General features: G+C 73.2%; 22 protein-coding genes, 1 pseudogene and 1 riboswitch. Of the genes and pseudogenes, 17 read left to right on the top strand and 6 right to left on the bottom strand.

The window, feature by feature from the left end; all coding sequences use genetic code 11:
* Together gcvH and gcvT are read right to left on the bottom strand one after the other, a co-directional pair.
* Nucleotides 1-378: a glycine cleavage system protein GcvH gene (gene gcvH, locus ACOTKD_RS25180; RefSeq protein ID WP_106682154.1), complete on the bottom strand. Its 378-nt coding sequence runs from the start codon at nt 376-378 to the stop codon at nt 1-3.
* Between the two features lie 98 nt (nt 379-476).
* Entirely contained in the window at nt 477-1592 is a 1116-nt protein-coding gene (gcvT, locus tag ACOTKD_RS25185) for a glycine cleavage system aminomethyltransferase GcvT (RefSeq protein WP_424891284.1), read from the bottom strand.
* A 148-nt stretch (nt 1593-1740) separates the two neighbouring features.
* Nucleotides 1741-1848, bottom strand: a riboswitch (glycine riboswitch).
* A gap of 164 nt (nt 1849-2012) precedes the next feature.
* On the opposite strand from gcvT, the gene ACOTKD_RS25190 reads away from it, so the two are divergent.
* On the top strand, nt 2013-2681 hold the full coding sequence (locus ACOTKD_RS25190; protein WP_424891285.1) for an AAA family ATPase: 669 nt from the start codon (nt 2013-2015) through the stop codon (nt 2679-2681).
* A 30-nt stretch (nt 2682-2711) separates the two neighbouring features.
* Here ACOTKD_RS25190 and ACOTKD_RS25195 read toward each other — a convergent pair whose 3' ends face one another.
* Nucleotides 2712-3257, bottom strand: coding sequence for a hypothetical protein (locus ACOTKD_RS25195; RefSeq protein WP_424891286.1), 546 nt, complete (start codon nt 3255-3257; stop codon nt 2712-2714).
* Between the two features lie 247 nt (nt 3258-3504).
* On the opposite strand from ACOTKD_RS25195, the gene ACOTKD_RS25200 reads away from it, so the two are divergent.
* The 9 genes from ACOTKD_RS25200 (at nt 3505) to ACOTKD_RS25240 (ending at nt 13346) form a co-directional block, all read left to right on the top strand.
* Entirely contained in the window at nt 3505-4308 is an 804-nt protein-coding gene (locus tag ACOTKD_RS25200) for an enhanced serine sensitivity protein SseB (protein WP_424891351.1), read from the top strand.
* 146 nt (nt 4309-4454) lie between these two features.
* Nucleotides 4455-5195, top strand: a complete 741-nt coding sequence (locus ACOTKD_RS25205) for an enhanced serine sensitivity protein SseB C-terminal domain-containing protein (protein WP_424891352.1) — start codon at nt 4455-4457, stop codon at nt 5193-5195.
* A gap of 303 nt (nt 5196-5498) precedes the next feature.
* Entirely contained in the window at nt 5499-6497 is a 999-nt protein-coding gene (locus tag ACOTKD_RS25210; protein WP_424891287.1) for an ABC transporter permease, read from the top strand.
* 129 nt (nt 6498-6626) lie between these two features.
* Nucleotides 6627-8402, top strand: coding sequence for an ABC transporter substrate-binding protein (locus tag ACOTKD_RS25215; RefSeq protein WP_424891288.1), 1776 nt, complete (start codon nt 6627-6629; stop codon nt 8400-8402).
* A 149-nt stretch (nt 8403-8551) separates the two neighbouring features.
* On the top strand, nt 8552-9550 hold the full coding sequence (locus ACOTKD_RS25220; RefSeq protein ID WP_424891289.1) for an ABC transporter permease: 999 nt from the start codon (nt 8552-8554) through the stop codon (nt 9548-9550).
* Nucleotides 9547-10647, top strand: coding sequence for an ABC transporter ATP-binding protein (locus ACOTKD_RS25225; protein ID WP_424891290.1), 1101 nt, complete (start codon nt 9547-9549; stop codon nt 10645-10647). Before ACOTKD_RS25220 ends, ACOTKD_RS25225 begins: the two co-directional genes overlap by 4 nt.
* 29 nt (nt 10648-10676) lie before the next feature.
* Entirely contained in the window at nt 10677-11723 is a 1047-nt protein-coding gene (locus ACOTKD_RS25230; RefSeq protein WP_424891353.1) for an ABC transporter ATP-binding protein, read from the top strand.
* A gap of 38 nt (nt 11724-11761) precedes the next feature.
* Complete coding sequence (locus ACOTKD_RS25235; RefSeq protein ID WP_424891291.1) at nt 11762-12421, top strand: trimeric intracellular cation channel family protein; 660 nt, start codon at nt 11762-11764, stop codon at nt 12419-12421.
* A gap of 91 nt (nt 12422-12512) precedes the next feature.
* Nucleotides 12513-13346: a thioesterase family protein gene (locus ACOTKD_RS25240; RefSeq protein ID WP_424891292.1), complete on the top strand. Its 834-nt coding sequence runs from the start codon at nt 12513-12515 to the stop codon at nt 13344-13346.
* A gap of 142 nt (nt 13347-13488) precedes the next feature.
* Here the strand turns inward: ACOTKD_RS25240 and ACOTKD_RS25245 are convergent, their stop codons facing one another.
* Nucleotides 13489-14079 carry a TIGR03086 family metal-binding protein gene (locus ACOTKD_RS25245; RefSeq protein ID WP_424891293.1) on the bottom strand — a complete coding sequence of 197 codons (591 nt, stop codon included), beginning with the start codon at nt 14077-14079 and terminating at the stop codon, nt 13489-13491.
* Between the two features lie 115 nt (nt 14080-14194).
* Here ACOTKD_RS25245 and ACOTKD_RS25250 point away from each other — a divergent pair, with 115 nt between their 5' ends.
* Nucleotides 14195-15193, top strand: coding sequence for a helix-turn-helix transcriptional regulator (locus tag ACOTKD_RS25250; protein WP_424891294.1), 999 nt, complete (start codon nt 14195-14197; stop codon nt 15191-15193).
* 13 nt (nt 15194-15206) lie between these two features.
* Nucleotides 15207-16376: a cysteine desulfurase family protein gene (locus ACOTKD_RS25255; protein WP_424891295.1), complete on the top strand. Its 1170-nt coding sequence runs from the start codon at nt 15207-15209 to the stop codon at nt 16374-16376.
* Here ACOTKD_RS25255 and ACOTKD_RS25260 read toward each other — a convergent pair.
* A complete protein-coding gene (locus ACOTKD_RS25260; RefSeq protein ID WP_424891296.1) occupies nt 16369-17010 on the bottom strand; it encodes an N-acetylmuramoyl-L-alanine amidase in 642 nt (213 codons plus the stop codon). The two genes, ACOTKD_RS25255 and ACOTKD_RS25260, sit on opposite strands and share 8 nt — an antisense overlap.
* 419 nt (nt 17011-17429) lie before the next feature.
* On the opposite strand from ACOTKD_RS25260, the gene mnmA reads away from it, so the two are divergent.
* Nucleotides 17430-18590, top strand: a complete 1161-nt coding sequence (mnmA, locus tag ACOTKD_RS25265) for a tRNA 2-thiouridine(34) synthase MnmA (protein ID WP_424891297.1) — start codon at nt 17430-17432, stop codon at nt 18588-18590.
* Nucleotides 18591-18621: 31 nt separating this feature from the next.
* Here mnmA and ACOTKD_RS25270 read toward each other — a convergent pair whose 3' ends face one another.
* A complete protein-coding gene (locus ACOTKD_RS25270; protein WP_424891298.1) occupies nt 18622-19197 on the bottom strand; it encodes a hypothetical protein in 576 nt (191 codons plus the stop codon).
* 224 nt (nt 19198-19421) lie between these two features.
* Between ACOTKD_RS25270 and ACOTKD_RS25275 the strand changes: the two are divergent.
* From ACOTKD_RS25275 to ligA, 4 genes and pseudogenes are all read left to right on the top strand, one after another.
* Nucleotides 19422-19959 (top strand): annotated as a pseudogene (locus ACOTKD_RS25275) (TIGR00730 family Rossman fold protein).
* A 46-nt stretch (nt 19960-20005) separates the two neighbouring features.
* The gene (locus ACOTKD_RS25280) at nt 20006-20695 is read left to right on the top strand and encodes an SDR family oxidoreductase (protein ID WP_424891299.1); all 690 of its coding nucleotides are present in this window, start codon (nt 20006-20008) and stop codon (nt 20693-20695) included.
* Nucleotides 20696-20802: 107 nt separating this feature from the next.
* The gene (locus tag ACOTKD_RS25285) at nt 20803-21864 is read left to right on the top strand and encodes a methionine synthase (RefSeq protein ID WP_424891300.1); all 1062 of its coding nucleotides are present in this window, start codon (nt 20803-20805) and stop codon (nt 21862-21864) included.
* A gap of 32 nt (nt 21865-21896) precedes the next feature.
* Nucleotides 21897-24182, top strand: a complete 2286-nt coding sequence (gene ligA, locus ACOTKD_RS25290; RefSeq protein WP_424891301.1) for an NAD-dependent DNA ligase LigA — start codon at nt 21897-21899, stop codon at nt 24180-24182.
* Nucleotides 24183-24486: the final 304 nt, after the last annotated feature.

Raw genomic sequence — 24486 nt, forward strand, 5'->3', positions numbered from 1 at the left:
TCAGCCGGCGAAGTCGTCGTACTCGGCGGCGGAGAGGAGGTCCGCCGGCTCGTCCGTGATCTTCACCTTGAACAGCCAGCCGCCCTCGAACGGGGCGGTGTTCACCAGCGAGGGGTCGTCCACGACGTCCTGGTTGGCCGCGGTGACCTCGCCGGTCACCGGGGAGTACAGGTCGCTGACCGACTTGGTCGACTCCAGCTCGCCGCAGGTCTCGCCCGCGGTGACGGTGTCACCGACGGCCGGGAGCTGGGCGAAGACGACGTCACCGAGCGCGTTCGCGGCGAACTCGGTGATGCCGACCGTGGCCACGCCGTCCGCGTCGGCGGCCGACAGCCACTCGTGCTCCTTGCTGTAGCGCAGCTGCTGGGGGTTGCTCATGGCTAGATTCTCCTGGATGCGCGTGAGTGCTTGTGCAACGGGTCTTGACAGGTGAGAACGGAGGGGGTCCGGATGATCTACGGGAGATCCCCGGGCGATCAGCGCTGCCGCTTGTAGAAGGGCAGGGCGACGACCTCGTACGGCTCGTGGGTGCCGCGGATGTCCACGGCCACGCCCCGCGTGCCGGGCGCGGCGTGCGCCGCGTCCACGTAGGCGATCGCGATCGGCTTGCCGAGCGTGGGGGAGGGGGCGCCGGAGGTGACCTCGCCGACGGTCTCGCCGCCGGCCGTCACCGCGAAGCCGGCGCGCGGGACGCGGCGGCCCTCGGCGATCAGCCCGACGAGCTTGCGCGGCGGCCGCGCCTCGGCGCGCTCCGCGGCCGCCTGCAGCGCGGCGCGGCCCACGAAGTCGCCCTCCTTCTCGAACTTCACGACCCGCCCCAGGCCCGCGTCGAACGGGGTGGTCGCGGTCGTCAGCTCGTGCCCGTACAGCGGCATGCCCGCCTCCAGGCGCAGCGTGTCGCGGCAGGAGAGGCCGCACGGCACGAGGCCGGCGTCCGCGCCCGCCTCCGTGAGGGCCTTCCACAGCTTCTCGGCGTCGCCGGGGGCCACGAACAGCTCGAAGCCGTCCTCACCCGTGTAGCCGGTGCGGGCGATGAGGGCCGGCACGCCCGCGACGGTGCCGGGCAGGCCCGCGTAGTACTTCAGGCCGTCCAGGTCGGCGTCGGTCAGCGACTTCAGGATGCCCGGGGACGCGGGGCCCTGGACGGCGAGCAGGGCGTACGCGTCGCGGTCGTCGCGGACCTCCGCGTCGAAGCCGGCGGCGCGCTCGGTCAGCGCGTCGAGCACGGTCTGCGCGTTGGAGGCGTTGGCCACGACCATGTACTCGGTGTCGGCGAGGCGGTAGACGATCAGGTCGTCGAGGATGCCGCCGTCCTCGCGGCAGATCATCGTGTAGCGGGCGCGGCCGGTGGCGACGCTCCCTATGTTGCCCACCAGGGCGTAGTCCAGCAGGGCGGCGGCCTGCGGGCCGGTCACGGTGATCTCGCCCATGTGCGAGAGGTCGAAGAGACCCGCGCGGGTGCGGACCGCGACGTGCTCGTCGCGCTCGCTGCCGTAGCGCAGCGGCATGTCCCAGCCGGCGAAGTCGGTCATGGTCGCGCCGAGCTCGCGATGCAGGGCGTCGAGGGCTGTGCGGCGAGGAGTGTCGGTCATGTGTGGGCTCCCGGACATGGCAGTGAGGACGTCCTCCCCATCTGTCATCGGAACCTGAGAGGTTCACCGGAAGCCACCGCGACACGCGGGAGCCCGGCTTGCACCTTGGGTGGAGCCGCACGCGGTGCGGCCCGCTTTTCAGATCTGCCTCGTCCGCGCGGTACGGGGCCTGAGAGATTCAAGGGAGGAACTTGCTCCTTCGGCGCCCAGCGCACACGGCGTCGCGTGCAGCCTGGGACTCTCCCGCGCGGATTCGAGCGGCCGGTATGCAGTTGGATACGCAGTTGGCGCGCACATCATTGCACGTACGAGCGCGATACGGACTGCCTGGCGCCCCTCGAATTCGATTACCTTGCCTTTACGTTCCGTGGGTAGGGGCCGGTGACGGGCAGTGACCGGACCGGGGGAGAGGCAGAACCGATGGGAACAGCACCGACAGCACCGACAGCGGGCGGGGCCGCGGCGGAGAGCGGCGGCCCTCCGCCCGCGGCACGGCCCCGGGCCGGGGTGCTGGACCTGCGCGGCGGCGCGGGCCGCGGGGAGCTGTGCTTCCCCGCGGGCGACCTGCTGATCGTCTCCGGCCTGCCCGGAAGCGGGAAGTCGACGCTCATCCGGCGCGCGGTGGCCGCGCTCGACGCATGGGACGGGATCGTCTGGTGCGTCGATTCCCAGGACGCCCGCGAGCGGTTGGAGCGGCGCGCGCCCGGCTGGCTCCCCTACGGCGCGTACCGGCCGTTCGCCCGGCTCGCCCACTACGCGGCGCTGCGGCGCGCCCTGCGCTCCGGTGCGAGCGTCGTCGTGCACGACTGCGGGCAGCGGGGGTGGGTGCGCCGCTGGGTCGCGCGCGACGCCCGCCGCCGGGGCGCGGCGGCCCACCTCCTGCTCCTCGACGTGCCCCCGGGCACGGCGCTGGCCGGGCAGGCGGAGCGAGGCCGGGGCGTCTCGCCGCACGCCTTCGGGCGGCACCGGCGGGCGATGGCCCGGCTGACCGCCGAGGTCACGGCGGGCCGGCCGCCGGCGGGGGTGACGTCGGTGCTCCTGCTGGACCGCGGGGCGGTGGACGCGCTCCGGAACATCGCCTTCACGTAGGGGCCGGCACCCGGGCGGGGCGGCCGCCGCCTACAGCGGCAGCGGTACCGGCAGGGGCATGCCGTCGCCCGTCAGGGGGAGTCTGGACAGGAGGTCCTTCACGACGGCCAGGGCCTCCGTGATCGCCGTCTGGACGCCCGCCCTGTCCTTCTTCTCCACCGCGTCGACGAGCTTCTGCACCGCCGCCGCCAGCTTCTTCAGCAGGTCGTGGACGTCGCCCACGGGGTCCGTCGCCGGGCGTCCCCTGGCGGGCGGGGTGGCCCTCAGGGAGTCCGAGAGGCGCCCCGTCGCCGCCTGCAGCCGCTGCTGCATCTCCTTGAGCGCGGCCACGTCCGGCGTCTTCGACTGCGCCTCCTTGCCGATCCGGGAGAGCAGGGTGAGCGCCTCCCCCAGCTGCCCGACGGCGTCGAGCTGCTGCTGGACCGCCGCCTTCGGCGCCCGGGACGGGGTCACGACCACGGACATGTCGGGGTCCGGGGCGTTCACGGCGGCGAGGGAGGGGCCCGCGACGGCCACGGCGACGGAACCGCAGGCGGCGACGGCTATCGCCGATGCGGCGAACTTGTTGACACGCATGCTGGAGGTCCCTTCGGCTGTCGTGGGGGCTTCCCGATCACCGTGGGACGCGTGGTGGCCCTGCGCAACCCGGTGGCCACGGTCAGTGCCGTGACAAGAGTGGGTGACCGCCCGTCCGGGCCGCCCTGACCTGGGACATCACGGGCGATTTCGGCAGCCGGCGGGAGCGGCCGGGGGTTCAGCCGTTAGGGTGCGGGTGCGGCCTTGTCGAGACGGTGGTTGGACGGCGTTGGACGAGTTGGACGAGATGAGCATCCCCGGGCAGCACGGCGGCCGGGCCCCGGCCCCCGCCGGCAGTGGCACGCCCGCAGCCGGCGCGCCCGGCTGGCCCGCCAACGAGCTCGAAGAGGTGCTCGCCGCCTCCGTGGGCGTGCCCGGCGCGGGCCCCCGCATCGTGGAGGCGCTCGGCCGCAGCCACGTCTGGATTCCGCTTCCGGCCGGCGGCGGCCAGGACAGCCCCGACCTCGACGTGCCCACGCTGGAGCTCGACGGCGCGGCCTTCGTGCCCGTCTTCAGCTCCGAGGGCGAGCTCCTGCGCGTCGCGGGCGAGCGCATGCCGTACGCGGTCGCCCCGGCCGTCGAGTTCGCCCGCGGCCTGCCCCCGCAGGTGGGCATCGTCGTCAACCCCGAGGGCTCCGTGGGCGCCCCGCTGCCCCCGCCCGCCGTCGCCGAGCTGTGCCGGGCCGGCCGCACCGTCCTCGACGGCGACGCCACCGGCGGCCGGGTGCGGCTCTTCGAGCCCGACTGGCAGGACGAGCCGACGGCCTTCCTGGCCGCCGCGGGCCTCGAGTTCACCGCCGCCCGCACCGTCCGGACGGCCCGCCGCGCCCTCGCCAGCATCGAGGGCGCCGCCCCCGCGCTGTTCGTCGGCGTCGAGCTGGACCTGCCGGATCCGGAGAGCCGCACCGCGGCGCACGACGCCCTCGGCCGCGCCCTCGGCTCCGTGCCCGTGCCCTGGCCCGTCCAGCTGGTCTTCCTGGACGTGGCACGGGACCCGGTCGGCGACTGGATGCGGGACCGGGTCCGCCCGTTCTACGACCGCGACCTGTGACTCCTCCCCTGTCCGCCGCGGCGGGCTCGTAAGCTGGTCGGACGACCACGGGGGCGCGCCGGCGCTCCCCGGGTCGCAGCAGCAGTCAAGGCCGAGAGAAGAGGCGGACCCAGGTGAGCGCGGGCGCGGAGAGCGGCGTGGAGCAGATGCTGCGCCAAGTGGCGCCCGGCCGGTACGACGCGTACGAGGCACTGCTGCGCTCGCTGGCCGAGGGCCGGGTCTGGATGCTGCTCTGGCACGGCCAGGCCGGTTCGCCCGACGCCCAGTACGGCAACATGGAGGTCGAAGGCCTCGGCTACGCCCCGTGCGTGACGTCGGCCCAGGAGCTCGCCGCCAGCGGCTGGAACCGCGCCCACGAGGTGATCTCCGGCCGCGCCGTCGCCGAGGCGCTCTCCCCCGGCCGCTGGGGCCTGTGGCTCAATCCGCACGCGCCCGGCGGCGGCGTCGGCATCCCGTGGCTCGACCTGCGCCGCATCGCCGGCGGCCTGGACCGGCTGCCGGCCGGGCCGCTGCGGCTGAGCGAGCCCGGCGTGGAGATCCCGCAGTTCTACGCCCTCCTCGGGCAGAACGCCCACCGCACCCCCGCGGTGCGCTCGCTGCGCCGCGCCTGGGTGCAGCCCGCCCTCGGCAGCGCGTACCTGGCCATCGGCCTGGACCTCTACGACACCTCGCCGGGGTCGGTGGAGTCCGTGCGGCTGATGATGCAGCAGTCGATCGGCGCGGTGCCGGACGGCCTGCCGGTGTCCACGGTCGCGATGTCGGACGAGCACGACCCCGTCGCGATGTGGATGCGCGCCAACGCCCGCCCGTTCTACGACCGCGACGCCCACGGCGCGCCCGCCGCTCCTTCCGGTTACGGGTACCCTCCGCAGACCGGGGCCTACTGACGGGTGCCCGGCGGGGCTCCGCCGCCCGCCCGGCGCCCCGTAGGCCGATCACGGTTGTCCGTATAACGGAACTCCCCTGCACACATCACGGTTGCGCATCCTTTGCCGACCAGGTCTGGCGGGTGATCGCGGGGCCGTTGAAGACTCCCGCCACAAGGACTCCGGGTCCTGCGTACGACCTGCTCCGCGTGCACGTCCCGCAACTTCTCGCACCATCGCACCATTCGCACCAGTGATGTGAATCAGCCGCATGCGCGGCGGCGTTGGGCCGGCGAGTGCCGGCCGAGGGGGGTCCACCAGACGATGACGGCACCACTGCACGACACGGACGCGGCGCAGACCGCTGCCGTCGACGTCGCCGCCGACGTGCCGGCCACGGCGATCGAGGGCCGGTCCCCCTGGCGGATCGCCTGGATCCGGCTGAAGCGCGACAAGTTCGCCCTGGCCGGCGGCACCGTCGTGGTGCTGCTCATCCTCGTGGCGGTCTTCGCCCCGCTGATCGTGGGCGCCCTGGGCCACCCGCCCAACGAGTTCCACGAGGACCAGATCGACCCCCTCTTCAGCACGCCCAAGGGCTCCTGGGGCGGCGTCAGCTCGGACTTCCTCTTCGGGGTCGAGCCCGTGAACGGGCGCGACGTCTTCAGCCGCATCGTCTACGGGGCCCGGGTCTCGCTCCTCGTGGCCTTCCTGTCCGCCGTCGTCGCGGTCTTCCTCGGCACCGTCTTCGGCATCGTCGCCGGTTTCTTCGGCGGCTGGATCGACGCCGTGATCAGCCGGGTCATGGACCTCCTGCTGGCCTTCCCCCAGCTGCTGTTCATCATCGCGCTGGTGTCCGTGGTCCCCGACTCCCTGTGGGGGCTGACCGGTTCGGGCGTGCGCATGGGCGTGCTGATCGCCGTCATCGGCTTCTTCGGCTGGCCCTACATCGGGCGCATCGTGCGCGGCCAGACCCTCTCGCTCAGGGAGCGGGAGTACGTCGAGGCCGCGCGCAGCCTGGGCGCGGGCCGCGGCTACATCCTCTTCCGCGAGCTGCTGCCCAACCTGGTCGCGCCGATCACCGTGTACACCACGCTGATGATCCCCACCAACGTCCTCACCGAGGCCGCCCTCAGCTTCCTCGGTACCGGAGTCAAGCCCCCGACGGCATCGTGGGGCGAGATGCTCGCCAGGGCCGTCGACCACTACGAGGCGGACCCGATCTTCATGATCATCCCGGGTCTGGCCATCTTCCTCACCGTCCTCGCGTTCAACCTCTTCGGCGACGGTGTCCGGGACGCCTTGGACCCCAAGGGGTCGCGCTAGCGCGCGCCGGGGGCCCGCACCCGCCGTCCTGCTCGTGTCCCACCGCCCCTGTCGGTCCGTCAGGAGGCTCACGTCCGCAAACCCGCCGGCCCGTTCCCGGGCGGCGACGATCACGGAGGTCGCGACACCTTGAGAACACAGCGGAATTCGAGGCGGAGGTCCGCCGCCGGGGCGGCCCTCGTGGTCGCGGCCCTGGCCACGACGGCCGCCTGCGGCGGCGGTGGCGGCAGCGGCAAGGAGAGCGGGGACGGCAAGGGCGCGGGCTTCAACGCCGCGGTCGACAAGGTCGCGGGCGCCTCCGAGAAGAAGGGCGGCGAGCTGAAGTTCATCGGCACGCAGGACGCCGACTCCTGGGACCCGCAGCGCGGTTACTACGGATTCATGTGGGACTTCGCCCGCTACTACGCGCGCACGCTGATCACCCCGAAGCCGGCCGCGGGCGGCGGGAGCACCACCCTGGTCCCGGACCTGGCCACCGACACCGGCAAGGTCTCGGAGGACAAGAAGACCTACACCTTCACCCTGCGGCCCGGTGTGACCTGGGAGGACGGGCAGCCCGTCACCGCCCAGCAGATCAAGTACGGCATCGAGCGCACCTGGGCCACCGACAAGATCTCCGGCGGGCCCACCTGGCTGATGCAGGTCCTGGACCCCGAGAAGACGTACAAGGGCCCGTACAAGGACGAGAGCAAGGACAAGCTGGGGCTGAAGGCGATCGAGACGCCGGACGAGAAGACGATCGTCTTCAAACTGCCCAAGCCCAACGGCGACTTCCTGCAGATGATCGCGATGCCCGCCGCGGCCCCGGTCCGCCCGGACAAGGACACCGCCGAGCGGTACGGCCAGAAGCCGTTCTCCAACGGGCCGTACAAGTGGGTCGCGTACAGCCCGAACAAGGGCCTGGAACTGGTCCGCAACGACAAGTGGAACAAGGACTCCGACCAGGTCCGCAAGGCCCTGCCGGACAAGATCTCGGTCACGCTGATCACCAACGCCGACGACATGGACAACCGGCTGATCAAGGGCGACTACGACCTCGACATCAACGCCACCGGCATGGGCTCGGCGGGCCGGCAGAAGGCCCTCAAGGAGAAGAAGGGCAACGTCGACAACCCGCAGACCGGCTTCATCCGCTACGCGGCCTTCCCCAAGACCGTCGCCCCGTTCGACAACGAGCACTGCCGCAAGGCCGTCATCTACGGCGCCGACCACACCTCGCTGCAGACCGCGCGCGGCGGCCCCCAGGCGGGCGGCGACATCGGCATCAGCATGCTGCCGCCGGCCGTCAAGGGCTTCGACCCCGGCTACGACCCGTACAACATGAAGCAGGGCAAGCCCGACGTGGCCAAGGCCAAGGAGGAGCTGAAGGCCTGCGGCAAGCCCGAGGGCTTCAAGACGACGATCGCCGTGCGCAACAACAAGATGCAGGAGGTCGCCACCGCCGAGTCGCTCCAGGCGTCCCTGAAGGCCATCGGCATCGACGCGCAGATCGACAAGTACGACGGCGCGCAGTCCACCGGCATCATCGGCTCGCCCTCGAACGTCAAGGCCAAGGGCTACGGCATCATCATCATGGGCTGGGGCTCCGACTTCCCCAGCGGCCAGGGCTTCCTCCAGCCGATCGCCGACGGCCGCTTCGTCCAGGAGAGCGGCAACCAGAACTACCCCGAGCTCAACGACCCCGCGATCAACAAGACCTTCGACGAGGCCATCGCGGAGACCGACGTGGAGAAGGCCGGGAAGATCTACCAGGAGGCCAACAAGAAGGTCATGGAGGGCGCCTGGTACCTGCCCTTCACCTACGAGAAGAACATCATCTGGCGCAGCTCCCGGCTGACCAACGTCTACACGGCCGACGCCTACAACGGCCGCTACGACTACGCCTCGCTGGGCGTCGTCAAGTGATCGCGCCCGTCACGGCCGTGACATCCCGTCCGCTCCGCCGGCGCACCCGCCGCTAGGTCCGAAGGGCAGGTGAGGGCCGAGCGCGACGGCCGGGGACGCCCCCCTCTTCCCCAGGGGGGCGCCTCCGGGCCGCCGCCGGGCCGACCGCAGTGTTCGCTTACATCGTCAGGCGGCTGTTCGCCGTCATCGTGATGCTGCTCGTGGTCATCCTCGTGACCTTCGGCATCTTCTTCGCGATCCCGAAGTTCACCGGGGCCGACCCCGCGCTGATGTACATCGGCAAACAGGCCGATCCGGCGGCCATCGAGGGCGTCCGCGAGAAGCTGGGACTCGGCAAGCCGATCCTGGAGCAGTTCTGGAACTTCGTCAGCGGGATCTTCGCCGGCCGGGACTACGCCAGCGCGAACGACACCGTCCACTGCCCGGCGCCCTGCTTCGGCTACTCGTTCAAGCACGAGAGCCCCATCTGGCCCGAGCTGACGAGCCGGCTGCCCGTCACCCTCTCCCTGGCCGGCGGCGCCTGCGTGCTGTGGGTCACCGGCGGCGTCCTGACCGGCGTCGTCTCCGCCCTCAAGCGCGGCACCGTCTGGGACCGCACCGCCATGACCGTGGCGCTCGGCGGCGTCTCCCTGCCGATCTACTTCACCGCCCTGCTCTCGCTCGCGGTCTTCAAGTACAAGCTCGGCTGGGTCGGCGGCGAGTACACGTCCTTCGCGGACGACCCGGGGAGCTGGTTCGGCGGCCTGATCCTGCCCTGGGTCACCCTGGCCTTCCTCTACGCGGCGATGTACGCGCGGCTCACCCGCGCCACCATGCTGGAGGTGCTCGGCGAGGACTACATCCGCACCGCCCGCGCCAAGGGGCTCGCCGAGCCCGTCGTCATCGGCAAGCACGCGATGCGCTCCACCATGACCCCGATCCTCACCGTGCTCGGCATGGACCTCGGGGCGCTGGTCGGCGGCGCGATCCTCACCGAGACGGCGTTCAGCCTGCCCGGCCTCGGCCAGGCCGCGGTGGCGGCCATCAACGAACGCGACCTGCCGATGATCCTCGGCGTCACGCTCATCACCGCCTCCGCCGTCGTCTTCGCCAACCTGGTCGTGGACCTCCTGTACGCCGTGATCGACCCCCGAGTGAGGCTCTCGTGACCACCGCCCCCGTCCCCGGCCCGGGGGACACCCCCACCGCCTTCCTCGACGTGCGGGACCTGCGCATCCACTTCCCCACCGACGACGGCCTCGTCAAGTCCGTCGACGGGCTCTCCTTCCAGCTGGAGAAGGGCCGGACGCTCGGCATCGTCGGCGAGTCCGGCTCGGGCAAGTCGGTCACCTCGCTCGGCATCATGGGCCTGCACACCGTCGGCCAGTACGGGCGCGGCAAGGCCCGGATCTCCGGCGAGGTCTGGCTCGACGGCAAGGAGCTGATGAGCGCCGACCCCGACGAGGTGCGGCGGCTGCGCGGCCGCGAGATGGCGATGATCTTCCAGGACCCGCTGTCCGCCATGCACCCGTACTTCACGATCGGCCACCAGATCACCGAGGCGTACCGGGTGCACCACGCCGACGCGGACAAGAAGACCGCCCGCAAGCGGGCCGTCGAGCTGCTGGACCGCGTCGGCATCCCGCAGCCCGACCGCCGCGTCGACGACTACCCCCACCAGTTCTCCGGCGGCATGCGCCAGCGCGCCATGATCGCCATGGCGCTGGTCAACAACCCCGAGCTGCTCATCGCGGACGAGCCGACCACCGCCCTGGACGTGACCGTCCAGGCGCAGATCCTCGACCTCATCCGCGACCTGCAGAAGGAGTTCGGCTCGGCCGTCATCGTCATCACCCACGACCTCGGCGTCGTCGCCGAGCTGGCCGACGACATCCTCGTCATGTACGGCGGCCGCTGCGTGGAGCGCGGGCCCGCGGAGAAGGTCTTCTCCGAGCCCCGGCACCCCTACACCTGGGGCCTGCTCGGCTCCATGCCGCGCATCGACCGCGAGCAGACCGACCGGCTGATCCCGGTCAAGGGCTCCCCGCCCAGCCTCATCAACATCCCCTCCGGCTGCGCCTTCAACCCGCGCTGCCCGTACGCCGACGTGCCCGCGGACGGGATCACCCGCACGGAGCGGCCCGAACTGCGCCTGGTCACCGGCGGCGACGGCGTCCCGGGAGGCGGCCGGCACTGGTCCGCCTGCCACATGGCCGAGGAGGAACGGACCCGCATCTGGACCGAAGAGATCGCGCCGAAGCTGTGAAGGACCACGAGGACCACGAGGACCACGCGATGAAGATTCCCGGGCAGCAGGCGCCGTCCGACGGGCCCGAGGCCCTCCTCACGGTCGAGGGCCTGGTCAAGCACTTCCCGATCACCAAGGGGCTGCTGCGTCGGCAGGTCGGCGCCGTGCAGGCCGTGGACGGGCTCACCTTCGACGTCCGCACGGGGGAGACCCTGGGCGTGGTGGGGGAGTCCGGCTGCGGCAAGTCCACCATGGGCCGGCTGATCACCCGGCTGCTGGAGCCCACGGGCGGCCGGGTCGCGTTCCAGGGCAAGGACATCAGCCACCTGGGCGTGGCCGGGATGCGCCCGCTGCGCCGCGACATCCAGATGATCTTCCAGGACCCGTACTCCTCGCTGAACCCCCGGCACACCGTCGGCACCATCGTCGGCGCGCCCTTCAGGCTGCAGGGCATCGCGCCCGAGGGCGGGGTGAAGAAGGAGGTGCAGCGGCTGCTGGAGCTGGTGGGGCTCAACCCGGAGCACTACAACCGCTACCCGCACGAGTTCTCCGGCGGGCAGCGGCAGCGCATCGGCATCGCGCGGGCGCTCGCGCTCAAGCCGAAGCTCGTCGTCGCGGACGAGCCGGTCTCGGCGCTGGACGTCTCCATCCAGGCCCAGGTGGTCAACCTGCTGGACGACCTCCAAGGCGAGCTCGGGCTCACGTACGTGATCATCGCGCACGACCTGTCGGTCATCCGCCACGTCTCGGACCGCATCGCCGTCATGTACCTCGGCAAGCTCGTGGAGCTCACCGACCGCACCTCGCTCTACACGAAGCCGATGCACCCGTACACCAAGGCGCTGCTGTCCGCGGTGCCGGTGCCCGACCCGAAGCGGCGCACCAAGCGGGAGCGCATCCTGCTCAAGGGGGACGTGCCCTCGCCGATCTCGCCGCCCTCCGGCTGCCGCTTCCACACCCGGTGCTGGAAGGCGACGGACGTGTGCAGGACGCAGGAGCCGCCGCTGCTGGCGCTCGAACCGGGCCACCAGGTGGCCTGCCACCACCCGGAGAACGCCCCGGAGGCGGCCGCTGCGGGAACGAGCGGAGGGTGATCGTCCATATCAGCCTCCGGGCTGAGTGACAATGTCTCGTGCTCACCGACCTGTTCAGCCCCTCCGTCCAGCATTCGCTGGACATCGCCGGGATCTTCGTCTTCGCGCTCTCCGGCGCCCTGCTCGCCGTGCGGAAGAACTTCGACGTCTTCGGCATGGCGGTCCTGGCGGAGGTCACGGCACTGGGCGGCGGGCTGATCCGGGACGTGATCATCGGCGCCGTACCGCCCGCCGCCTTCACCGACCTCGGCTACTTCCTCACCCCGCTGCTCGCCACGGTCATCGTCTTCTTCCTCCACCCGGAGGTCGAGCGGATCACCAAGGCGGTGGGGGTCTGCGACGCCGCGGGCCTCGGGCTGTTCTGCGTCACCGGCACGGTCAAGGCGTACGGGCACGGGCTCGGCCTCGTCTTCGCCGCCACGCTCGGGCTGGCCACCGCGGTCGGCGGCGGCGTGCTGCGCGACATCCTCGCCCACGAGGTGCCCTCGCTGCTGCGCTGGGACCGCGACCTGTACGCCGTGCCGGCCATGGTCGGCGCCGCGCTGGCCGCCCTGCTGCTCCGCTTCGGCGCGCTGGAGGGCCCGGCGTACGTGGTGCCCGTGGTGACGGCGTTCGTGCTGCGGCTGCTCGCGATGCGCTTCCACTGGCGGGCGCCGCGGGCGTGGCACCGGCGGAGCGCGGCCACCGAAGAGGCGTGAGGCCGCGCGTTCCGGTGGCCGATCGCTGGGGTTCGTTGCTCCTTCATCCAGAACCTACCGATGAGTAACTCCCGGGTGTAGCGTGACCGGCATGGCACAGGCAACCATCGGTGACAGCGAATTCGACCGCGACACCGCGCTGACCCCCCGCGGCCCCGGCGTGCACGACGCCACCCTCCCCGCCGGGTGGACCATCGGCGGTGCGGTCAACGGCGGCTTCCTCCTGGCCCTCGCCGGCCGGGCCCTCGACGCGGAGCTGCCCCACCCCGACCCGTTCACCGTCACCGCGCACTACCTCTCGGTCAGCCGGCCCGGCCCCGCCGTCGTCCGCACGCAGACCGTGCGCACCGGCCGCGCCCTCTCCACCGGCCAGGCCTCCCTCCTGCAGTACGACGAGGACGGCGGCGAGATCGAGCGGATCCGCGTCCTCGCCACCTACGGCGACCTCGGCGCCCTCAGCGACGACGTCCGCACCACGGCCAAGCCGCCCGCCATCCCCCCGTACGAGCACTGCCTCGGCAAGGAGCACGACGACGGCTCCCACCCGCTCTCCGAGATCGCCCGCCGCCTCGACATCCGCCTCGACCCCGCGACCGCCGGCTGGGCGGCCGGCGCGCCCAGCGGCCGCGGCGAGATGCGCGGCTGGTTCGGGCTCGCCGACGGCCGCCCCATGGACCCGCTCGCCCTGCTGCTCGCCGTCGACGCCCTGCCGCCCACGACGTTCGAGATGGGCCTGACCGGCTGGGTGCCCACCATCGAGCTGACCGCCCACATCCGCTGCCGCCCCGCCCCCGGCCCCGTCCGCATCGCCATCACCACGCGCAACCTCGCGGGCGGCTTCCTGGAGGAGGACGCCGAGGTCTGGGACAGCGAGGACCGGCTCGTGGCCCAGTCCCGGCAGCTGGCGGCCGCCCCGCGGCGCTGAGGCCGAGCGGCGGCCGGCCCACGGGACGCCCGGGCTCCGGCTCCGCCGGGATGGCGCGGGCCGCGCCCGGACGGCGCGCAGCCGCGGGCTGCCGGGGCGCCGCCTGCGGCCCCGGGCCTCCCGCCGTCGCGGGCCGCGCGGGCTACGCGACCTCGCGGCCCAGCCACGCCGCCAGCCGCGCGTACGCGTCCGCGCCCTCGGGCGCGGGCCGCACCGGCCCGAACGGCACCTCCTCGCCCCGCCGGTCCGCCGGCAGGAACCGCTGGGCCGGGTCCAGCACCAGTCCGGCCAGCTCCTGGTCCAGGGGGAGCGGGTGCCCCAGCGCATGCGACAGGTCCCAGGCGTGCGTCACGCTCTCCAGCACCACGCCCGACGCCAGGTACACGGCCCCCGGGAACGTCCCCCACTCCACGCTCACCGGGCGCTCCAGCGCCGCGTCGTCCGCCCAGGCCGCCCTCAGCCGGGCCAGCGCCGCTCCGTAGGCCCGGCCCCAGCCGTCGTCCGCGACGTCCGCGGGCGGGCCGCTCCTCTTCACCGTGCCCGTCTCACCGAGCTGCGCGGCGTCGTGCGCGCCGGCCACGAGGTGCCCCAGCAGGGCCCGTACGTCGAACTCCGCGCACGGCGTCGGGTCCCCGAGCCGCTCCGCGGGCACGGCCTCGATCAGGGCCGCGATCTGGGCGACCGCGCGCTCCACCAGGGGGCGGGGGTCGGAGAGGGCGGGCGTGCCGGTCATGGCGACTCCATTCGCAAGAAGAGATCCGTTCCGGGAGAAACACGCAGAGCATCCCGTCATAACCTGACAACCACCGTCAGGTTTTCCGCCGGGCTCCGCGGGTGATCCTTGAGCGGTGAAATCCGACCGCCTGCTGTCGACGCTCCTGCTCCTCCAGACCCGCGGCCGCGTGCCCGCCCGCGAACTGGCCGACCGCCTGGAGGTGTCCGTCCGCACCGTCTACCGCGACGTCGAATCCCTGTCCGCCGCCGGCGTGCCCGTCTACGCCGAGCGCGGCCGGCACGGCGGCATCGCGCTGCTGCCCGGCTACCGCACGGACGTCACCGGCCTCACCGCCGACGAGGCCCGCGCCCTCTTCGTCCTCGCCACCCGGAGCGCGCACGCCGACCTCGGCCTCGACGGCGCCCTCGGCTCCGCCCTGCGCAAGGTCATGGCCGCCCTGCCCGCCCCGCACCGCCCCGCCGCCGAGGCCACCAGCCGCCGCATCCTCGTCGACCCCGTCCGCTGGCTGGGCGGCCCCGCCCCGGCCCCCGCCGTCGACATCGGCGCACTGCAGACCGCCGTCTTCGCCGACCGGCGGCTGCGCCTGCGCTACCGGCACGGCGGCCAGGAGCGCACCCGCACGTACACCGTCGACCCCTACGGCCTCGTCGCCAAGGCCGGCGTCTGGTACCTCGTCGCCGACCGGCGGACCCGCCCGCAGCTCTTCCGCGCCGACCGCACGGCCGCCGTGACCGTCACCGCGGACGCCGTGCGGCGCCGGGCCGGCGTCGAGCTCGCCGACGCCTGGGAGGTCCTCCGGCGCGAGGTCGAACAGCGGCCCGCGGACGTGCGCGTGACGGCGACCGTGCGGCGCTCCCGGCTCGACCTGTTCCTGCGCTTCCTCGGCTCCGCCGTCGCCGCCCCGCCCTCCGCCGGCGACCCCGCCACCGTCGAACTCCGGCTCGACGACCCCCGCGCCGCCCGCGTCCTGCTGTCCTTCGGCCCCGACGTCGAGGTCCTCTCCCCGGAGGCCGTCCGCGCGGACCTCGCGGAGGTGGCCGCGGCGACCGCGGAACGCTACGCACGGCCCCCGGCCGGAACGCCCGGTACTGTTCCGGACCCGGCCTCGTAGAATCGTGCCCACCATGGCCTACCTCGACCACGCCGCCACCACCCCGATGCTTCCGGAGGCGGTGCAGGCGATGACCGCCCAGCTCGCCCTCACCGGAAACGCCTCCTCGCTGCACGCCGCCGGGCGGCGGGCGCGCCGCACCGTCGAGGAGGCGCGCGAGTCCCTCGCCGCGGCGCTCGGCGCCCGCCCCAGCGAAGTCGTGTTCACCGCGGGCGGCACCGAAGCCGACAACCTCGCCGTCAAGGGGCTGTACTGGGCCCGCCGCGCCGCCGACCCCGCCCGTACGCGCGTCCTCACCAGCCCCGTCGAGCACCACGCCGTGCTCGACGCCGTCGACTGGCTCGCCACGCACGAGGGCGCGACCGTCGAGTACCTCCCGGTCGACGCCCACGGGCGGGTCCACCCCGACGCGCTGCGCGAGGCCATAGCCCGTGAGCCCGGGGACGTCGCCCTGGCCACGGTGATGTGGGCCAACAACGAGATCGGCACGATCATGCCGATCCGCGAACTGGCGGACGTGGCCGCCGGGTTCGGCGTGCCCCTGCACGCCGACGCCGTCCAGGCCTTCGGCCAGCTGGACATCGGCTTCGCCGGCTCCGGGCTCGCCGCCATGACGGTCAGCGGGCACAAGATCGGCGGGCCGTACGGCATCGGCGCGCTCCTCCTCGGCCGCCAGTACGCGCCCGTGCCGCTGCTCCACGGCGGCGGTCAGGAGCGCCACGTGCGCTCCGGCACGCTCGACGTGCCCGCGGTCGCCGCCTTCGCCGTCGCCGGCGAGCTCGCCGCCGCGCGGCGCGCGGACTTCGCCCGCGAGGTCGGCGCCCTGCGCGACGAACTGATCGCCGGGGTGCGCGCCGCCGTCCCCGACGCCGTCCTCGGCGGCGACCCCGACCCGGCCGGCCGCCTGCCCGCCAACGCCCACTTCTCCTTCCCCGGCTGCGAGGGCGACTCCCTGCTCCTCCTCCTCGACGCCCGGGGCATCGAGTGCTCCACGGGCTCCGCCTGCACCGCGGGCGTGGCCCAGCCGAGCCACGTCGTCCTCGCCACGGGCACCGACGCGGACCTGGCCCGCGGCACGCTCCGCTTCTCCCTGGGGCACACCTCCACGGCGGCGGACGTGACCGCCGTCGTCGAGGCCATCGGCCCCGTGGTGGAACGGGCCCGCACGGCGGGCCTCAGCTAGCGGCTTCCCTCACCAGCCGGAGGTACCGGTCCCAGTCCCAGTGGGGGCCGGGATCGGTGTGGTCCGTCCCCGGCACCTCGGAGTGGGCGACGATGCGGGTGCGGTCCACGGGGATCCGGTAACGGGCGCAGATGTCCGCCGCGAGCCGGGCCGAGGCGGTGTACATGGCGTCCGTGAAACCCTCGGGGCGGTCCACGTAGCCCTCGTGCTCGATGCCGACGCTGCGCTCGTTGAACCGGCGGTTCCCGGAGTGGAAGGCCACGTCCAGCTCGCGGACGGTCTGCGCGATGTGCCCGTCCTTGCGCACGACGTAGTGCGCGGCGGCCTCGTGCAGGGGATCGCGGAAGACGCGGAGGGCGTCGCCGTAGCTGCCCTGGACGACGTGGATGACGATGCGGTCGACGCCGTAGTCGTCCGGCCGCGACGCGCGCCGCCAGTTCGCCGACGACGCGGCGACCCACTCGGCGCCGGCGTGGTCGAGCGCGCCGTCCGTACGGGGCCTCTCCCGCCCGGAGACCCGCCACCACCAGCGCTCGATCTCGTCCCGGCCGGCGTACGCGCCGGTGGCCGCGGCGACGAGGCCGGCGCCGGCACCGACGATCACCCCCCGCCGCGTGATGCGCTCCCCGTCCACGTGTGCCCCCCTGCTGTGCGTGTTCCCCTCTCTCCCCGAAACGCATCCGGGCCGGCGAGCGGTTCCGGAGCCGGACGAACCTCGGGACGGGCCGGGCACCCCGGCGGGGGGCGCGCCGCGGCGGCGGAGGGGGAGCACCGGGCCTGGCGAGGCCGCCTTCCGCAGCGGCGGGAGGTGGGGCGCCGGGCCGGCGCATTCTTTCCGCCGCAGCGGTGAGCAGCCGGGACGACGCTGACCGGCGGTGCCGAACAGCCTCATGCCGACCGGCACCGCTCCGGCCACCGCCGCGGTGGGGAAGCGCCGGGCCCGGCGAAGGTCTTCCGGCTCGGCCGCGCCCCGGGGCCCGCCGGCACCCGGGGCCGGGCCCCGGGAAAACCCGCGCGCCGCGACGCGAGTCGCCCCCGTACCCTGGAGGGGTTATGACTGACTTCCCCGGTGCCCCCGATCCCAAGGCCCCCCGCAAGGGGCTCCGCGTGCTCGCCGCCATGTCCGGCGGTGTCGACTCCGCCGTCGCCGCGGCCCGCGCCGCCGAGGCCGGGCACGACGTGACCGGCGTGCACCTCGCGCTGTCCGCGAACCCGCAGTCGTTCCGGACGGGCGCCCGCGGCTGCTGCACGATCGAGGACTCCCGCGACGCCCGCCGCGCCGCGGACGTGATCGGCATCCCGTTCTACTGCTGGGACCTGGCGGAACGCTTCCGCGAGGACGTCGTCGAGGACTTCGTCGCCGAGTACGAGGCCGGGCGCACGCCCAACCCCTGCCTCCGCTGCAACGAGAAGATCAAGTTCGCGGCGCTGCTGGACAAGGCGCTCGCGCTCGGCTTCGACGCGGTGTGCACGGGCCACTACGCGACCGTCGTCCTCAACGAGGACGGCACGCGCGAGCTGCACCGCGCCAGCGACATGGCCAAGGACCAGTCCTACGTCCTCGGCGTGCTGGACGACCGGCAGCTCGCCCACGCGATGTTCCCCCTCGGCGACACGGTCACCACGAAGGACGAGATCCGCGCGGAGGCGGAGCGCCGCGGCCTGGCCGTGGCGAAGAAGCCGGACAGCCACGACATCTGCTTCATCGCCGACGGCGACACCCGCGGCTTCCTCGCGAAGCGCCTCGGCAGGGCCGAGGGCGACATCGTCGACGAGTCCGGCGCGAAGGTGGGCACGCACGAGGGCGCGTACGGCTTCACGATCGGCCAGCGCAAGGGCCTGCGGATCGGTCACCCGGCCCCGGACGGCAAGCCGCGCTACGTCCTGGACATCTCGCCGGTGAACAACACGGTGACGGTGGGCCCGGTGGAGGCGCTGGACGTCACCGCCCTGACCGCCATCCGCCCCCGCTGGTGCGGCGCGGCCCCGCAGGGCCCCGGCACGTACACCGCCCAGCTGCGCGCCCACGGCGGTGAGACCGAGGTGACGGCGGAGCTCGTGGACGGCGAGCTGCACGTGTCCTTCGCGGAGCCGGTCCGCGGCGTGGCCCCGGGCCAGGCGATCGTGCTGTACGACGGCACGCGCGTGGTCGGTTCGGCGACGATCGCCACGACCGAACGCGCGCGGGCCGCGCGGGCGGCGCAGAGCGCCTGACCCGCACGGCCCGTCCGGGCGGCGCGCCCCGTTACGACTTGGTGCGGGTCACGTTGTTGACCTCGCACTTGCCGCTGACGCTGGTGCCCGCCTTCGGCACGTACACCTGGGAGACGTCCTGCGTGTCGGTCTTGCCGGGGCCGACGAAGGGGATGGTGCGGTTGCGGGTGCCGATGACCATGCCGGTGGAGTCGGTGAACTTCACGGAGAACGTGTAGGTGTAGTTGTCCGTGAGGCTGGGGTTGGTGACGCTGATCTTCGCGGTGATGCCGCGGGCGTCGCTGTAGTCACAGCTGACGATCTTCAGGTCGCGCGAGGCGCTCCCGCTGCTGCCGCCGGTGGTCGTGCCGCCCGAGGTGAGCCCGCTGGTGGAGGAGCCGCCGGTGGTGGTGCCGCCCGTGGTGAGGCCGCCGTCCGTGCTCGTGGAGCCGCCGGTCGTGCTGCCGGTGGTGCCGCCCGTCGTCGTGGTGCCGCCCGAGGTGGAGCTGCTGCTGTGGTGGCTGGAGCTGCCGCTGCTGCAGCCGCCGCCGTGGTGCCCGCGGGCTCCGGTCAGGGCGACGACGGCGATCCCGAAGACGGCGGCCGCGCGGACATGACGAAGCTTCACTGGAAAATCCCCCGAGGAGTTGGCTGGAAACAGCGCCCTGTTGACGCCCGGCTGACGAGTGCACGTCACGCTAACAGCGCACTTACAAGGCGCCAAACCAGGCCGCTCCCTGTGACGAACCCGCAACCGAACGGGGCCGTAACAGGGACAGGAAAGGGTCCGAAAACAGCCCACAGGGGTCCCGTCCGTACGACCCCGTACGGACGGCACGTACGGTGGCGTTCATGAACATCGCCGTCTTCTGCTCCGCCGCCGACCTCGACGCCCGCTACACCGCCCCCGCCCGCGAGTTCGCCGAACTCATCGGCCGCGGCGGGCACACGCTCGTGTGGGGCGGATCCGAGTCCGGTCTGATGAAGGTCATGGCCGACGGCGTGCAGGAGAGCGGCGGCCGACTGGTCGGCGTGTCGGTCGAGTTCCTCGCCGCGCGGGCGCGCGCGAACGCCGACGAGATGGTCGTCACCCGCGACCTCGCCGAGCGCAAGGCGCAGTTGCTCGCGCGCCGACGCCGTCGTCATCATGGTGGGCGGCACCGGCACGCTGGACGAGGCGACGGAGATCCTGGAGCTGAAGAAGCACGGCATCCACGACAAGCCCGTCGTCCTGCTCAACACGGCCGGCTTCTACGACGGCCTCAAGGCGCAGTTCCAGCGCATGGAGGCCGAGGGCTTCCTGCCCCTGCCGCTGACCGCCCTCGTCTTCTTCGCGGAGGACGGGCTGGGCGCGATGGCGTACCTGGAGGAGTCCGCGGGCCTGCGCTAGCCCCACGGCTGCGCGCCGGCCCCCGCCGTAGGGCAAGCTGGCTCCCATGGCAACACATCTGATCACCGGGGCCGGCTCCGGCATCGGGGCGGCGGTCGCACGCCGGCTCCTCGACCGGGGCGACGAGGTCCACCTCTTCGCGCGCGACGCGGGCCGGGCCAGGGAGCTGGCGGCGGAGTTCCCCGGCGCCCACACGCTCGTGGCCGACCTGTCCAACCCGGACCGGCTCTCCTGGGCCCTCGACAAGCAGCCGCTGCCGGACCGCGTCGACACGCTCCTGCACATCGCGGGCGTCGTCGAACTCGGCGCCGTCGGCGAGCTGACGCCGAAGACGTGGAACGGCACGCTCGCCGCCAACCTGGTCTCCCCGGCGGAGCTGACCCGGCTGTTCCTGCCGCAGCTGCGCGTGACGAAGGGGCACGTCCTCTTCGTCAACTCCGGCGCCGGGCTGAACGCCCACGCCACGTGGAGCGCGTACGCCGCGAGCAAGCACGGCCTGAAGGCGCTCGCGGACTCGCTGCGCGCCGAGGAGCACGCGGCCGGCGTGCGCGTCACCAGCGTCTACCCGGGCCGCACCGCGACCCCGATGCAGGCGAAGGTGCACCAGCAGGAGGGCAAGCCGTACGACCCGTCGCAGTGGATCGACCCCGAGTCGGTCGCGACGACGATCCTGCTCGCGATCGACCTCCCGCGCGACGCGGAGATCAACGACCTGTCGGTCCGGCCCGGCCGCTGACGACGAGAGCCCCGGGGCCGGCCGCCCCGGGGCTTCCCGCGCTCACCCCCTCCCGCCGCCCGGCTCGGCCTGCGCAGAGGCCGCCGCGCGCCCCGTAGGCTTCCTGCGTGAGCGACAAGAGCAACAACGAGCAGGGGCCCGGCGGCCGTCCGCCGGCAGCGGGGAAGAGCTGGGGCGCCGGGGCGGCCACCGGCGTCGGGTCGATGCCCGGGGGCGACGCCCGCGAGGCCGCGAAGACCGTCACCGGGTCCCTGGAGACCCTGCCGTACCTGCCGGAGCTGCCCGCCCGCGGCCCGGGCGCCGACATGATCGGCCGCACCACCGGCCTCCTGGTCGACGTCTACGCGCACGTCGAGCCCAGCGGATGGCGCATCAGCGACCGCCCCGGGCGCGACACCAAGCGCGCCCGCTCGTGGCTGGGCGAGGACCTCGACGCGCTGGAGGAGTACACCCAGGGCTACGAGGGCGCGCTCAAGGTCTCGGCCGTCGGCCCCTGGACCCTCGCGGCGGCCCTGGAACTGCGCGGCGGCGAGGCCGCGCTCGGCGACGCCGGCGCCTGCCGCGACCTCACGGCGTCCCTCGCCGAGGGCCTGCGGGGCCACCTCGCCGACGTGCGGCGGCGGGTGCCCGGCGCCCGGATCGTGCTCCAGCTGGACGAGCCCTCCCTGACCTCCGTCCTCACCGGGCGGGTCCGCACCGCCAGCGGGTACCGCACCTACCGGGCCGTCGACCGGGCCGTCGTCGAGGGCGCCCTGCGCGACCTCGTGACGGTCGCCCGCGAGGCCACCGGCCAGGCGCCCGTCGTGCACGCGTGCGCCCCCGGCGTGCCCTTCGCGCTGCTGCGCCGGGCCGGCGTCCAGGGCATCTCGTTCGATTTCTCGCTCCTCACCGAGCGTGAGGAAGAAGCGGTGGGAGAGGCGGTCGAGGCGGGGACGGCGCTGTTCGTGGGCGTGGTGCCCGGCACGGACGGCCCGTTGTCAGACCCTGCCGGTAGCGTCATGGGTGTCAGGACGCTGTGGCGCAGGCTGGGGCTGGCACCGGGGACCCTCGCGGAGTCCGTGGTCGTCACTCCCTCGTGCGGGCTCGCGGGCGCTTCGCCCGCATATGCCCGCACGGCCCTCGCGCACTGCGTCCGGGCGGCGAAATCACTCGCAGACAACCCTGAGTGACGGCGCTCATGGATCAACGGGAGGACGAGACGGTGGCTGTCGAACAGCAGGGCGGACGGCAGGGCGGAGAGCGGGGCGAAGAGCTCGCGGCGGGCTCCTCCGTGCCCGCACCGGCACGGGAGAAGCACGCGCTGCTGGCCGAGCAGGTCGAGGAGCACCGCTTCCGGTATTACGTCAAGGACGCCCCCGTCATCAGCGACGCCGAGTTCGACAAGCTGCTGCGCTCGCTGGAGGCCCTGGAGGAGCAGCACCCGGAGCTGCGCACGCCCGAATCGCCCACGCAGAAGGTCGCCGGGGCCTACGAGACCGAGTTCACGGCCGTCGAGCACCGCGAGCGCATGCTCTCCCTCGACAACGCCTTCGACGACGAGGAGCTCGCCGCCTGGGCCGAGCGCATCGCCAAGGACATCGGCGGCGGCACCCCGTACCACTTCCTGTGCGAGCTCAAGGTCGACGGCCTCGCCGTCAACCTCACCTACGAGCACGGCCGCCTCACCCGCGCCGCCACCCGCGGCGACGGCCGCACCGGCGAGGACATCACGCCCAACGTCCGCACCATCGCCGAGATCCCCGACCGCCTCCAGGGCGACCGCATCCCGGCCCTCGTCGAGGTCCGCGGCGAGGTCTACTTCCCCATGGAGAAGTTCGAGGAGCTCAACGCCGGCCTGGTGGAAGCCGGCAAGCCCCCCTTCGCCAACCCGCGCAACGCCGCCGCCGGGTCGCTGCGCCAGAAGGACCCGCGCGTCACCGCCACCCGGCCGCTGCACATGGTCGTCCACGGCGTCGGCGCGCGCGAGGGCTTCGACATCGACCGCCAGTCCCAGGCGTACGAACTGCTGCGCGAGTGGGGCCTGCCGACGGCGGCGCACGCCTCGGTCGTCGCCGACCTCGCGGGCGTACGGAAGTTCATCGCCCACTACGGCGAGCCCGCCGTGCGCCACTCCATGGAGCACGAGATCGACGGCGTCGTCGTCAAGCTCGACGAGATCCCCCTGCAGGGCCGCCTCGGCTCCACCTCCCGCGCTCCCCGCTGGGCCATCGCCTGGAAGTACGCCCCGGAAGAGGTCAACACCAAGCTGGTCGACATCCGCGTGGGCGTCGGCCGGACGGGCCGGGTCACGCCGTACGCCGTGGTCGAGCCGGTCACCGTCGCGGGCTCCGAGGTCGAGTTCGCCACCCTGCACAACCAGGACGTCGTCAAGGCCAAGGGCGTCCTCATCGGCGACACCGTCGTGCTCCGCAAGGCCGGCGACGTCATCCCCGAGATCCTCGGCCCCGTGGTGGACCTCCGGGACGGCACGGAGCGCGAGTTCGTGATGCCCGCCGAGTGCCCCGAGTGCCGCACGGAGCTGCGACCCATGAAGGAGGGCGACATCGACCTCCGCTGCCCCAACGCCCGCTCCTGCCCCGCCCAGATCCGCGAGCGCCTGTTCTACCTCGCCGGCCGCAAGAGCCTCGACATCGAGAACCTCGGCTACGTCGCCGCCACCGCGCTCACCCAGCCCCTGGAGCCCGCCGAGCCGCCCCTGAAGAACGAGGGCGACCTGTTCGGCATGACCATCGAACAGCTCCTGCCCATCAAGTCCTACGTGGTGGACCCCGACTCCGGCCTGCCCAAGCGCGACCCGGAGACCGGCGAGCCGAAGGTCGTCACCTTCTTCGCCAACCAGAAGGGCGAGCCGAAGAAGAACGCCCTCGCCATGCTGGCCAACATCGAGGCCGCCAAGCAGCGGCCGCTGGCCCGCATCCTCACCGGGCTGTCGATCCGGCACGTGGGGCCCGTCGCCTCGGTCGCCCTCGCCCGCGAGTTCCGCTCGATCGACCGCATCGCGGAGGCGAGCGAGGAGGAGCTGGCCGCGGTCGACGGCGTCGGCGCGATCGTCGCCGCCGCCGTCAAGGAGTGGTTCGCCGAGGACTGGCGCCGCGAGATCATCGAGAAGTGGCGGGCCGCCGGCGTCCGCATGGAGGAGGAGGCCGCCGAGGACGAGGGCCCGCGCCCCCTCGCCGGACTCACCGTCGTCGTCACGGGCACCCTCTCCTCGTACACCCGCGACGGCGCCAAGGAAGCCCTGCAGAGCCGGGGCGCCAAGGTCACCGGCTCGGTGTCGAAGAAGACGGACTTCGTCGTCGTCGGCGACAACCCCGGCTCCAAGTTCGACAAGGCCATGCAGCTGAAGGTGCCCGTCCTGGAGGAGGACGGCTTCGCCGTGCTCCTCGCCGAAGGGCCCGGCGCCGCACGCGAAGCGGCCGTTCCGCAAGAGGGCGCGGAAGCGGCCGGGGGCGCGGGCGGGGATGAGAGCGCCCACGGCGAGGAGTAGCGGACGGGGGGTGCGGGTAGCCCCTTCGCACCCCCTCCGTACCCCCTTCGTCACCCCCGTCGCCACCCGCCCCACGCGGAGCGGCACCGCCACCGGAAGGCAGGTCCGCACACCGGTCGCCACCCCAGCGGAGTAATGCCCGCATAGTCAGTGGGCATTACCCCTACAGCGCATACCAGATGGCTACAAGAGGCCGGATCCCCATCGGACAACCGCTGCCGATCGCTGCCCGCCGTAGCCTTCTGCGGCCTACTGTTGAGATGTGCGCCTGCCGTGGCGCGGGCACCGCCGGCTGTGAGAGGGA

This window comes from Streptomyces sp. XH2 (assembly GCF_049725035.1).
Taxonomy (GTDB): Bacteria; Actinomycetota; Actinomycetes; order Streptomycetales; family Streptomycetaceae; genus Streptomyces; species Streptomyces roseoverticillatus.

Bases quoted from the DNA above. Each gene is read 5' to 3' on its own strand.
- ACOTKD_RS25230 (WP_424891353.1), top strand. From the start codon at position 10,677: ATGAAGATTCCCGGGCAGCAGGCGCCGTCCGACGGGCCCGAGGCCCTC.
- mnmA (WP_424891297.1), top strand. From the start codon at position 17,430: ATGACTGACTTCCCCGGTGCCCCCGATCCCAAGGCCCCCCGCAAGGGG.
- ACOTKD_RS25200 (WP_424891351.1), top strand. From the start codon at position 3,505: ATGAGCATCCCCGGGCAGCACGGCGGCCGGGCCCCGGCCCCCGCCGGC.
- ACOTKD_RS25205 (WP_424891352.1), top strand. From the start codon at position 4,455: ATGCTGCGCCAAGTGGCGCCCGGCCGGTACGACGCGTACGAGGCACTG.
- ACOTKD_RS25280 (WP_424891299.1), top strand. From the start codon at position 20,006: ATGGCAACACATCTGATCACCGGGGCCGGCTCCGGCATCGGGGCGGCG.
- ACOTKD_RS25240 (WP_424891292.1), top strand. From the start codon at position 12,513: ATGGCACAGGCAACCATCGGTGACAGCGAATTCGACCGCGACACCGCG.
- ACOTKD_RS25245 (WP_424891293.1), bottom strand. From the start codon at position 14,079: ATGACCGGCACGCCCGCCCTCTCCGACCCCCGCCCCCTGGTGGAGCGC.
- gcvH (WP_106682154.1), bottom strand. From the start codon at position 378: ATGAGCAACCCCCAGCAGCTGCGCTACAGCAAGGAGCACGAGTGGCTG.
- gcvT (WP_424891284.1), bottom strand. From the start codon at position 1,592: ATGACCGACACTCCTCGCCGCACAGCCCTCGACGCCCTGCATCGCGAG.
- ACOTKD_RS25255 (WP_424891295.1), top strand. From the start codon at position 15,207: ATGGCCTACCTCGACCACGCCGCCACCACCCCGATGCTTCCGGAGGCG.
- ACOTKD_RS25190 (WP_424891285.1), top strand. From the start codon at position 2,013: ATGGGAACAGCACCGACAGCACCGACAGCGGGCGGGGCCGCGGCGGAG.
- ACOTKD_RS25195 (WP_424891286.1), bottom strand. From the start codon at position 3,257: ATGCGTGTCAACAAGTTCGCCGCATCGGCGATAGCCGTCGCCGCCTGC.
- ACOTKD_RS25210 (WP_424891287.1), top strand. From the start codon at position 5,499: ATGACGGCACCACTGCACGACACGGACGCGGCGCAGACCGCTGCCGTC.